General features: G+C 36.9%; 12 protein-coding genes. 6 read left to right on the top strand and 6 right to left on the bottom strand.

All coding sequences use genetic code 11. The annotated features are described in order from the left end of the window. The first annotated feature begins 153 nt into the window (after positions 1 to 153). Together ABD000_RS12575 and ABD000_RS12570 are read left to right on the top strand one after the other, a co-directional pair. Entirely contained in the window at positions 154 to 384 is a 231-nt protein-coding gene (locus ABD000_RS12575) for a hypothetical protein (protein ID WP_343768157.1), read from the top strand. Between the two features lie 68 nt (positions 385 to 452). Beyond that, the gene (locus ABD000_RS12570) at positions 453 to 1058 is read left to right on the top strand and encodes a DUF1684 domain-containing protein (RefSeq protein ID WP_343768154.1); all 606 of its coding nucleotides are present in this window, start codon (positions 453 to 455) and stop codon (positions 1056 to 1058) included. Here the strand turns inward: ABD000_RS12570 and ABD000_RS12565 are convergent. The 4 genes from ABD000_RS12565 to ABD000_RS12550 all read right to left on the bottom strand — a co-directional run bounded on the left by ABD000_RS12565 (position 1055) and on the right by ABD000_RS12550 (position 4184). Further along, positions 1055 to 2287, bottom strand: a complete 1233-nt coding sequence (locus tag ABD000_RS12565) for an ammonium transporter (protein ID WP_343768152.1) — start codon at positions 2285 to 2287, stop codon at positions 1055 to 1057. The two genes, ABD000_RS12570 and ABD000_RS12565, sit on opposite strands and share 4 nt — an antisense overlap. Before the next feature lie 2 nt (positions 2288 to 2289). Next, a complete protein-coding gene (locus ABD000_RS12560; protein ID WP_343768150.1) occupies positions 2290 to 2628 on the bottom strand; it encodes a P-II family nitrogen regulator in 339 nt (112 codons plus the stop codon). A gap of 125 nt (positions 2629 to 2753) precedes the next feature. Beyond that, positions 2754 to 3122 carry a fluoride efflux transporter CrcB gene (gene crcB / locus ABD000_RS12555; protein WP_343768148.1) on the bottom strand — a complete coding sequence of 123 codons (369 nt, stop codon included), beginning with the start codon at positions 3120 to 3122 and terminating at the stop codon, positions 2754 to 2756. A 24-nt stretch (positions 3123 to 3146) separates the two neighbouring features. Continuing rightward, on the bottom strand, positions 3147 to 4184 hold the full coding sequence (locus ABD000_RS12550) for an SRPBCC family protein (protein WP_343768145.1): 1038 nt from the start codon (positions 4182 to 4184) through the stop codon (positions 3147 to 3149). Between the two features lie 84 nt (positions 4185 to 4268). On the opposite strand from ABD000_RS12550, the gene ABD000_RS12545 reads away from it, so the two are divergent. Then, positions 4269 to 6296: a dipeptidyl-peptidase 3 family protein gene (locus ABD000_RS12545; RefSeq protein WP_343768143.1), complete on the top strand. Its 2028-nt coding sequence runs from the start codon at positions 4269 to 4271 to the stop codon at positions 6294 to 6296. A 72-nt stretch (positions 6297 to 6368) separates the two neighbouring features. On the opposite strand, the gene ABD000_RS12540 is transcribed toward ABD000_RS12545, so the two are convergent. After that, a complete protein-coding gene (locus ABD000_RS12540; protein WP_343768141.1) occupies positions 6369 to 7415 on the bottom strand; it encodes an Ig-like domain-containing protein in 1047 nt (348 codons plus the stop codon). Positions 7416 to 7688: 273 nt separating this feature from the next. On the opposite strand from ABD000_RS12540, the gene ABD000_RS12535 reads away from it, so the two are divergent. After that, a complete protein-coding gene (locus ABD000_RS12535) occupies positions 7689 to 8075 on the top strand; it encodes a pyrophosphohydrolase domain-containing protein (protein ID WP_343768139.1) in 387 nt (128 codons plus the stop codon). Positions 8076 to 8125: 50 nt separating this feature from the next. Here the strand turns inward: ABD000_RS12535 and ABD000_RS12530 are convergent, their stop codons facing one another. Continuing rightward, complete coding sequence (locus tag ABD000_RS12530; protein WP_343768137.1) at positions 8126 to 8941, bottom strand: T9SS type A sorting domain-containing protein; 816 nt, start codon at positions 8939 to 8941, stop codon at positions 8126 to 8128. Between the two features lie 127 nt (positions 8942 to 9068). Between ABD000_RS12530 and ABD000_RS12525 the strand changes: the two genes are divergently transcribed. Continuing rightward, positions 9069 to 9197, top strand: coding sequence for a hypothetical protein (locus ABD000_RS12525; protein WP_343768134.1), 129 nt, complete (start codon positions 9069 to 9071; stop codon positions 9195 to 9197). Then, positions 9190 to 11733, top strand: coding sequence for an alkaline phosphatase family protein (locus tag ABD000_RS12520; protein ID WP_343768132.1), 2544 nt, complete (start codon positions 9190 to 9192; stop codon positions 11731 to 11733). Before ABD000_RS12525 ends, ABD000_RS12520 begins: the two co-directional genes overlap by 8 nt. The last annotated feature ends 13 nt before the right edge of the window (positions 11734 to 11746 follow it).

Raw genomic sequence — 11746 nt, 5'->3', positions numbered from 1 at the left:
CAACATGATATCATGATGCTAAAGAGAGTACAGAGTGAAACAGTTAAACGAAGAACCTTAACATAAGATTCTGTATATGCGTTAAATAACGGCTAATTGAAACTTTATTAACACTTGCGCCAATGGTCATATAGTAATTTTCAAAGAAAAATTATGAGGACGTTATTGTTGCGATTAGCCCTATTAACAGGTGTTTTAAGTTTAGCTAGTTTTAGCGGTTTGGAGTTTTACGGTGTGGCCATCCTTCAGGTTGTCTCCTTGGTGCTGGTGAACCTTCTCTTTATTGTGTTATGTATTCATCTATTTATGCAATTGACTCTTGTGCGCGATTCTCAGGATATCATTATTCAACGCAATCCTAATCATTTTCCGCGTAGGGATTAAGAATTCTTTAAGCTACAATTGATTACTATATCTAATTGCTTTATTACTTTTGCAGAAAAATAGATATAATGCGATATGCGCATCTTTTAGGCTTACTTTTCTTGTCTTTTTTTAGCGTTGCTCAATCCAGCAAGCAAATTGATAGTGCGCTTGCGTACCAACGTCAATTGGACTTATCCTATTCAGATTGTGAGGATTCCCCTCTAACAGAAGATGACTTAGAGCATTTTAAAGGTTTACCCTTCTTTAAGGTTGATACCAATTACATCGTTAAAGCAAAGTTTGAAAAGATTGAAGGTCAGAAGCCCTTTGTTATGCCAACCACTACGGAGCGCAAACCGCTTTATTTAAAATATGCCAAGCTATCTTTTAAGCTGAAGGATTCTATTTACGCGCTGTATGCCTATCAAAACCAGCAGTTAGTGCAGGATTCGGCTTACGTAGATTATTTATTTTTGCCGTTTACAGATCGAAGTAATGGAGTGAGTTCTTATCGTGGTGGAAGATATCTGGACGTAAGAATTCCTAAAAAAGACAGTTTAATCCTAGATTTCAATCGCGCCTATAATCCATATTGCGCCTATAACCCTAAGTACAGTTGCCCTATCCCGCCAGAAGAAAACGATCTTCCGGTTGCAATTAATGCCGGGGTGAAATATAGGATGTTATACTAGTGCTGATTTAGTCTAAAATCAGAGTAGGCAGACATGCCGTGCTCGTGAATGTCCAAGCCCTCAATTTCTTCCAGTTTACTTACACGTATTCCGAAGAATTTCTTTAACGGAAAGAGGATAGCAAAGGTAGCTGCACTGCAAAATACTCCGACAATTCCTACCCCTATTAACTGACTTCCTAATTGTGCCCATCCTGAAAGATTTCCAAAAATCCCAACGGCAAGGGTTCCCCAGATTCCGCATACCAAATGAACAGAAATCGCTCCCACCGGGTCATCTAATCTTAATCGATCAATAAATGACACGGCAAGAACGATGAGCAGACCACTCACTAAACCTATTAAAATGGCATCTGTAACGCCCATTTGATCTGCTCCGGCGGTTATTCCTACCAGTCCACCGAGTACTCCATTAAGTACCATGGAGAGGTCATTTTCTTTATATTTTAGGTACGAGAGTGCAAAAGCTCCCAGACCACCTGCGGCTGCAGAGATGCATGTGGTGACTAATACTAATGAAGTTGTACCTGGATCTGCAGATAAAACACTCCCGCCATTAAAGCCGAACCATCCAAACCATAATAAAAATACTCCCGCTGCTGCCAACGGCATACTGTGACCCGGGATCACATCGATTTTTCCGTCTTTATATTTCCCCAGCCGTGGTCCTAATAAATAAACAGCAACTAATGCTCCCCAGCCTCCAACAGAATGCACAATGGTTGAACCAGCAAAATCATAAAAACCTAGCTTAGCTAAGAATCCGCCGCCCCAATGCCACATGCCCACTACGGGATAAATGACTCCAACGTAAATTAGGGAAAATAAGATAAAGCTAGACAGTTTAATGCGCTCTGCCACTGCTCCAGATACAATGGTTGCTGCTGTAGCTGCAAACATCGCTTGGAATAGGAATTCTGCATAAAAGGTATATTGTCCATTAAAATAAGATGCGCTTAAGCCATTTTGAGGTAGTTCAATTCCAAAATTTGAAAATCCAAACCAGGCTCCGGCAAAAGACTCACCGGGATACATCAAACTAAACCCTATGGTGGCGTAGCTTAATAAGCCTATGATGATAATCATTACATTTTTAAAGAGAATGTTAATGGTGTTTTTAGCTCTGGTGAGACCTATTTCTAACATAGAAAATCCCAGGTGCATGATAAAGACCAATGCGATACACAGCATGATCCATAAATTGTTGGCGGTGAAGAGAGCTTGATCCATGATTAATTAATTGATTGGATTCCTTTTTCTTTTGTTCTTATGCGATATGCTTCAATAACTTCTGAAACAAAAATTTTACCATCACCAACATTGCCGGTATACGCAGAGTCAAGAATGGTTTGAATGGTTTTTTCAAAGAAAGGCTCAGAGACTACGATAGAGAGGTATCTGCGTTGTATGTCACTGGTGCTGTAGGGAACTCCTCGGTAAACGTGACCTTGTTTTTCATTGCCAACTCCGGTAACATCCCAATAACTAAAGAAATTCACCTCAATTTCATGCAGGGCTTTTTTTACTTCGTCAAACTTTGACTTGCGAATAATAGCTTCTATTTTTTTCATCGCTAAAAAATTATTGCGCTAAAGTATAAAAATAGGATCATACCCCTATACTAAAACAGTATTAGGCGAAATATTTACGATATTTTCAGAATAACCCCTATAAATTTATGGGGTATGTATAAATACTAGATGATTTTGGATAGAAGAGTCCCTAAAAAAACAAATAAAAAGCATAAAAGTAAAGTGCCCAACGTATAGATGCCAAATTGCATGTAATTTCCTGCCTTCAAAAGCACCTGATTTTCATAAGAAAATGTCGAAAAGGTTGTAAATCCACCACAAAATCCAGTAGCGATTAGAAGAGATAGGTTATTACTAGAGCTGGGGTGTTTAAGCGTATAGCCCAGAAAAAGTCCAATGATTAAACATCCTAATGTATTTGCTAATAAGGTGCCGTAGGGAATTTGACCAGAATCATTGAACCATTTGCCCAACAAATAGCGCAGCGAACTTCCTATTCCTCCTCCAATAAATACAAGTACAACTGCTTTCATGCGCTTTTGTAGCTCAATTATTCCTTATAGTTCTTGAGCTTTTAATGGGATATAAATGTGAGTTATCCAATTCGCGGGGTTGGCTACAGCAGCGGGATCAGTAACATACACCTCAAAGGGGAAACTGGTTTGCGAAACGTCAAGATTGTTTTGCTCTGCATAGGTTTTCGCTTGCTGCCAGGCTTCGGCTAAATTTTTATAATCACCTTTAAGTGTTGCTTTAAGTACTTTTTGAGCGGGCATAAAGCCACATAATACGGGGCTTTCTTGAGGTGTGATTACTCGTGTAGCAACAGGAATGGCTGCTGAGAAAATAGCCGTTTTATTCATTTCATCCCATTCATTGACGATGGTCATGGGATTCCCTGCCATTGCAATATTATTTTCACTCATGTATTGGGATACGGTTTGCATCATAGGAGCCATCTTTTCGGGAATTGCACTCTGCCGTGCAGCGGTTGTTGTGTACATATAATAACCCCCGCTTTGATCTGTGATCCCGTCAACAGTAATGGTATACTTGCTCATTTTTTCTTCTACAAATTCTTCAAGATTAGATAAACCTTTGGTGAACATACTGCTCATTTGACTGTCAAAATCCATACCGCTGATCCCAAAAAAGATTTTATCAATAAGTGGATGTTCACCGGTAATTTTCCAGGTGGTTTTTATGGCATCTTCGGTTTCTTTAAAATACCAGGTAACATTAGAGATTCGTTCACCTAGTGGAGTTTGAATCATTAATTTTTGAACTAATGAATCTGTTGGATGAGTCGAGATCGTTTCTATTTTACCTTCATACTCACCATCCCAGGAATAAGAAGCTCCTTCGCCTTGGGTTTTTTCAGGATAGGTAAAGGTCATTTCGGGATCTTCTTCTTTCCAGGGTCCCCACTCCTCCCAGGTTTTTAATTCATTCACGGTTTGGTAAACGAGTGCTTTAGGTGCATTGATAGATTCATCTTCAGCAATAGCATAAGAACCATTTTTTGTCGCAAAATAGATGCAGGCACCTATGACGACGATGAGTAAAAGGAAGAAGATATATTTTAAAATTTTCATGTAACGTACTCTTAAGTGTTTAAATATAAATTAAAGATGAGCGCAAGATTTTATACATTTGGCTCAATTTTAAATATTTAATAGATGAAATTACTTAAAGTATCACTATTTCTTAGTGTATTTATACTATTTTCTTGTAAGAATGATCAACAAAACGTTGATAACTCTACAAAGAAAGAGCAAGAAGTAACTAAAACTTCTACAGTAGTTGACGAGTTTGCTGATCTCAAGATTCTACGTTACCAAATTCCGGGATGGGAGGATTTAGGTCTTGATCAACAAAAACTTGTTTACTATCTCACACAAGCCGGACTTAGTGGTCGGGATATCATGTGGGATCAAAACTATCGTCATAACCTTAACATTCGTAAGGCCTTAGAGAATATCTACACGAATTACGATGGTGATGAAACCACTGCCGATTGGGTAAATTTTAAAACCTATGTAAAACGGGTTTGGTTCTCTAATGGAATTCATCATCATTATAGCAATGACAAAATTGAACCTGGATTTGATCAAGCATATTTCGATGAACTCCTTAAAAGCACCAACACTTCTTTGACCGGGGATGCCTATGATGTGATTTTTAATGATCAGGATATGAAAAAAGTTAATCTGGACGAAAGTAAAGGTTTGCTTAAAGGATCGGCAGTCAATTTTTACGGGCCAGATATTACGGCAGAAGATGTAGATAATTTCTATGCCAACATGAAATCTCCAAATCCAGATCAGCCATTAGCCTATGGTTTAAACTCTAAATTGGTAAAAGAAAACGGAAAAGTGGTCGAAAAGGTATACAAAAGTGGAGGTCTTTACGGCACTGCAATCGATAAGATTGTGTATTGGTTAACGAAAGCGGTAGATGTTGCTGAAAATGAACAACAAGCTAAAGCATTACAACTTCTTATTGAGTATTACAATACAGGTGATCTAAAAACCTGGGATGAATATAACATAGCCTGGGTGAATGCTACCGAAGGAGATATCGATTACATCAATGGGTTTATCGAAGTGTATAATGATCCTAAAGGGTATCGTGGCTCCTATGAGACTATAGTTCAAATCAAGGATTTTGACATGTCTCAAAAAATGAAAGTCCTAGAAGATAATGTACAGTGGTTTGAAGACAATGCCCCATTAATGGATGAGCATAAAAAGAAAAATGTCACCGGCGTAACCTATAAAACAGTAATAGTTGCAGGAGAAGCGGGAGATGCGTCACCCAGTACGCCAATTGGCGTAAACCTTCCTAATTCTAATTGGATTAGAAAAGAACATGGGAGTAAATCAGTGTCACTAGGAAATATCATCAACGCCTACAACAGCGCAGGTGGGACAGGCAGATTAAAAGAGTTTGCTCATGATAGCATGGAGATTGCACTAGAAGAGCAATATGGCAAGCAAGCAGACAAATTACATACCGCTTTGCATGAAGTGGTAGGGCATGCATCCGGACAACTAAATCCCGGAGTAGGAGAAACTAAAGAGACCCTTAAAAGTTATGCTTCTACGTTAGAAGAGGGAAGAGCAGATCTTGTAGGATTGTATTATCTCATGGATCCAAAGTTAAAAGAATTGGGACTTACGGATGATGTTGAAAAACTGGGTATGGCGGCCTACGACGGCTATATTCGTAATGGCTTGATGACGCAGCTGGTGCGTATCGATGTAGGGAATGATATTGAAGAGGCACACATGCGTAACCGTCAATGGGTAAGTGCGTGGGTTTTTGAAAAAGGGAAAGAAGATGGAGTCATTAGTAAGGTTTCAAAAGATGGAAAAACCTATTTTGAAATTAACGACTATGAGAAGTTGAGAGAACTCTTTGGAAAATTACTTAAAGAGACTCAGCGTATTAAATCTGAAGGAGACTATGAAGCGGTAAAAGCGCTAGTCGAAAAATATGGCGTCAAAGTAGATCAAGAGATTCATAAAGAAGTGAAGCAGCGTAATGCTCAGTTTAAGAGTGCTCCTTATTCAGGTTTTGTAAATCCTGAATTAAAAGCAACGATGAATAATGCTGGTGAAATCACCAAGATTGAAGTCATTCAGCCAAAGGATTTTGAAACGCAAATGCTAGATTACAGTAAGAAATATCACTTTTTAAAGTAATTACTTTCTTAATAGAAAAAACTCCCTCGTGATCATCACGCAGGGAGTTTTAATTTTAAAAAGAATGTTATACTAGTAGTCGATGTTATCTACACACAATACAGAAGAAAGTATAGTGTCTGAAACGTCTGTAACCGTAAATACGATGTATGCAGGACTACCTACACTAGCAAAGCTTTCATTATTCGTAAACCAACCTACTGCGCCGGCATAACCGTCACCTCCATCTGGCATATTGGGAAAACTAGAGCAATCTGAGTTGTCGACTCCAAATCCATTAACACTGGCAATAACCTCAGAATAAGCTCCGTTTGGTCCATAAATAGTGATAATAGCAGTATCATCATAACCAGTATTTACATAGTCATTAAATTCTGAAGAGATAAAATTAAATTGATAAGAAATCGAATTAATAGATTCGTCTATAGGTCCTAATAACATAATAGAAGAAACATTGCCAATTGCTGTACCATCTGATATAAGCTTATCTCCACTTGTAATAGCTGCGAAGTTATCACCTTCAGGAGCAGTTATACATCCTTGTTCTCCCGACATGATGTTTCCATCACCTAAAAAAGTAACTCCATTGAGACCATCTTCAAAACCGCCATTTCCATCGGCGAAATTTGCAACCGCGGCGGCGCCGGCTGTGTACTGTAGTGTAAATTCTTCAGCAAAAGTATTTCCTCCGTCATCTTGTAGACCTTCTTCCAGAACGATTTCGATAGTTGTATCAGGAGAGAATGTTTTTGCTGGCACATAAGTCAATACGGCAAATCCAGTTGATGCTTCATTGACAAAAATTGTTCCTCCTATAGTTTTACCGTTTTCAGTTACTTTAAAGTTATCCTCAATACTGCTTAGTAGGAGCTTATCGTCCATAAACATTATAATGGGAGTGTTACCTGGGTAAGTTTGGTCAGATACTGCGGGTACAGCTTGAGCAACATTTAGAGCTACATCATCAGTATCATCAGTTATACTAGAAACTGCACCGTTTCCATTATTAATAACGGTATACTCATCTGTTACTCCGTCGCTATCTCCATCGTCATCTTTGTTACATGATGCAGCAAGTATTGTCATTGCTATGAGAGATAAAAGTTTTAATTTTTTCATTTTTGTTCATTTTGGTTTATACCTTTTATGAACGCAAATGAGAAAGGTTAACTACTCTTTGATATAAATTTTAAATAAAAAGAGTCCGACGATAAAAAGTATAAATCCTATAAGCACAAAAATGCTTCCTTTGTAATATTTGGCGTGTAGCTTAGTATCCTTTCGATAGGAAATGATTAAAATTAAAATAAAGCCTACAAGGAAAAGTGATGCAAAGATGAGCTGACCGGTGGAAAACATTTTTCTATTTTTACACAAAAATACAGTTTATCCATGAAGAAATATACCAACGCCGTAAGCCAGTTTCACGAAACTTTTGGATTAGATCAAAAGGAAATGCCAACCGCCGACTTAGGAAAAGAAAAAAATTTACTTCGTTATAAATTAATGCGGGAGGAAAATGAAGAATACTTGGAAGCGGCAAATAATAACGATCTTATAGAGGTGGCAGATGCACTGGGCGATATGTTATATATTCTTTGCGGAACGATTATAGAACACGGCATGCATGATGTTATTGATAGTGTCTTTGATGAGATACAAGATAGCAATATGAGTAAATTGGGTCAAGATGGTAAACCTATTTATAGAGAAGACGGTAAGGTGTTAAAGGGGCCAAATTATTTTAAGCCTGATATTTCAAGTATTCTTGAGAAATAAAAAACCCGGGGATTTCCCCGAGTTTTTGTTACATTTATGTTGTGGTATTATTATCGTTTCGTAATTTTGAAAGATTTATTTCTACCCTCGATAACGGCGTTAACGAAATAAACACCACTTTCTAATGAATTAATTTGAATAGTTTCAGTTTGATTATTTAATAATTGAGAAGTAACTTTTTGTCCCAATACATTAAAAATTTCTACCTTTTCTAAAGAATTACTAGCTCTTAGTGTAAGCTCATCGTTATTATTAAAATAATCAAATCCTTCAAAAACAGAGTCTTCAATACTAAGATCTCCTTGATCACCTGCGTTAATAGCAGTATCTGGAGTAGCATTAAAGGCAAAATCTTTAATAATCATATTGGATGCATCACCCGTAAGGTCAAGTCTTACCCATCCATAGTGAGTATTCCCATCAACGACAAATTTTAATCCAATAAAACCGTCAATAGTGTCATCGCAAAACTGACTATTAGAGTAAGCGCATCCGTAAAAATTTAGATCACCTCGATTACCTTCAACTATAGTAGCATTTCCATCGATCACAGCGCCACTTGAAAGGTTAGCAGGATACGTATAATTACCCGCAGTAAAACCAATAAAACCATTACTTGAGTTCACAGAACCATTGATTCCTGGAAAAATAACTGCCCCAGGTCCACCGGCAGCATCGAAAATATCTAAACTAAAATCATCTATTCCATCATCATTTAAATCAAACGGAAAAGCATCGCCTGTTTGACTATCTTGATCAGGATCTAAATCGGTATAAACGATTTGACCTGTAGCGCTTGAAGCTCCAAGTATAGCTGCAGACATAGCGCCGTACTTAAGTAACTTTTTAGAAGTAATTTTTTTCATAATAATAGTGTTTAAAGTATGATCCATGAGTAGTTTTATTATTTTAGCTACTCTTTTCAAGGGGGTAAGTTAGAATTTTCTGATTAAACAACCAAACTATGTTAATATGGATTCCATAAAGAAGAAAATGGCAATAGAAAAAAAAATAGATATTCCCATAGAAAGTTCACTTGGTCATTTGGCCTATGGGGATTTGATTTTTGAAAGATGGAGAGCACTGAAAAAGAAAAATAATAAAGACATAAATTTTGAATAGAAAAAAATTATTACTCATTGGTTGGGATGCGGCAGATTGGAAAATAATCGGTTCTCTATTAAAAAGCGGTCATATGCCAGCTTTGAAAAGCTTAATTGATCGTGGTGTTTATGGGAATATGAGTACATTAAACCCTCCATATTCCCCTATGTTATGGTCGACAGTAGCTACGGGAAAAACTCCAGATAAGCATGGTGTCCTTGGATTTGTAGAGGTAATGCCTGATATGTCCGGAGTTCGTTCGGTCACAACTAATTCTAGGAAAAGTAGAGCTGTTTGGAATATTTTACATAACCAGGGATTTACTAGTAATGTCGTTGGTTGGTGGCCTAGTTATCCCGCTGAGCCTATTAATGGAGTAGTTGTTTCAGATAAGTTTCAAAAGGTAAGTGCAGATCCCAAAAAACAAACACCAATTGAACCATCTACTATTCATCCGCAAAACATGAAAGATGAATTAAAGGATTTGCGAATGTTCCCTTTTGAAATTACAAAGGAACACATATTGCCGTTTTTTCCTTTAGCTAATAAAATTGATCAAGAAAAGGATAAAGGCTTAAAGAGCTTTTCAAAAATAATGGCATCAAACGTTTCCGTTCATAACGCGGTAACTAAATTACTAAGAACAACAGATTGGGATTTTACCGCTGTATATTATGATCTTATAGACCACTTTTGTCATTCTTATATGAAATTTCATCCTCCTAAGTTAGATGGAATAACATCAGAGCTATTTGAAATTTATAAAGATGCTATTTATGGAGCTTATCGTTTTCAAGATATGATGCTGGCGAGAAAGCTTGAACTCATTGACGCTGATACTACCGTTATTGTGATGTCTGACCATGGATTTGAATCGGGTTATAAAAGAATTTTAAATATGCCTAGTGTTCAAGCTGCTCCTGCCTTGGAACATAGACAGTTTGGAATATTTGTAGCAGCCGGACCCGGAATAAAGAAAAATGAAAAAGTCTTTGGATTAGGATTAGTCGATATTGCTCCAACTATTTTGCATCATTTTGGACTTGCCATAGGAAAAGATATGGATGGAAAAGTTCTTTCCGAAATATATAAAGACAGAATAACTCCCACTTTCGTCGATAGTTGGGATAAGTTGAAAGGTGATTTTGGAGAAATAGAAAAAGAGGAAGGTAGTAGTGTACTGTCAGATAGCGAAGCCATGCAACAGCTAATAGAATTGGGATATATTGACAGCTTAGATGAAGATAAAGAGAAGGCAATATTTAAAACTCAATCTGACCTCAAGCACAATTTGGCCAGGGTTTATTTAGGTCAACGAAACTTTATAGAAGCAAAAAAAATTCTAAATGATTTGATGAACGAGGATAAACTAGAAGAAAAAGGACCTGTTCTAATGGATTTAATTTCTTTGTCTATTAAATCAAATGAGTTTTTAGATGCTAAAAGGTACTTAGAAGATCTAAAAAAGAGTAAAACTAAGGTACGATATAATCTGTTCTTCCCAGAATCTGATATTCTATTGGGTCTAGGGCAACCATTAAAAGCCTTAAATATACTGGAGTCTCAAAAAAGTAAAAGAAATTCAGGAGAACTTTGGTTTAGGATAGGTAGGTTGCATTATGGATTAAGAAATTATGATCAGTCTAAAGAGGCATTCTCAAGAGCAATTGAAATTGAACCTGATAAAGCACAGTACCATCGTGGTTTAGCCGAAACACTATTTATGTTGAAGGATTATGAGTCTGCAGTAGATCATTCTCTTACAAGTATAGAACTTGTGAAAAATTTTCCAAGCGCACATTATATTCTTGGAAGATCGTTAGAGAAATTAGGAGATATTGAAAATGCCCGGCTAGCTTTCCAAACTGCTGTCAGAATTAAATCTGATATTTCAGAAAAAGCTAAAAGAGCTATAGAGAATATTGAGGATAAGAGAAATATATCTTTAAAGCTATCTAATAAGACCACCAATAAGTTCATCGAAAATCAGATCGTAATTGTTTCTGGACTGCCAAGATCTGGAACTTCTTTGATGATGCAAATGTTGGAAAGCGGAGGGTTAGATATCCTTACAGATAATAAGAGAGAAGCAGATATTTCGAATCCAAAAGGATATTACGAATTTGAACCCGTAATGTCGATTCATAAAGATAATTCTTGGCTTGCAACTGCTAAGTCAAAAACTGTAAAAGTTGTAGCTCCACTGCTTAAATATTTAGATCCTAAGTACCGCTATAAAGTGATCTTTATGAAAAGAGACATTAATGAGGTCATCCAATCTCAGCGAAAAATGGTTGGCAAGAATATAGATACAGTCCCGTTGAAATTATTCAACGCATTTCATAATCAACTAGAAAGTATTGACATATGGAAAGATACAGAGCCAGGGGTTGAGTTAATATACGTAGATTATAAATCTTTAGTGGATTCTCCAGAAGAGGCAATAAAACAGGTAGAGAACTTTGTAGGAATTAATCTAGATAAATCACAAATGATTACTCGTGTGGATAAATCATTATATAGGAACAAACCTCAACAGTCAAGTGTCGATTAAAGTTCATCTGATT

It is taken from the genome of Gangjinia marincola, assembly GCF_039523415.1.
GTDB lineage: Bacteria > Bacteroidota > Bacteroidia > Flavobacteriales > Flavobacteriaceae > Gangjinia > Gangjinia marincola.
Note: the sequence above shows the minus strand (reverse complement) of the source record. Positions and strands in the feature narration are given on the sequence as shown.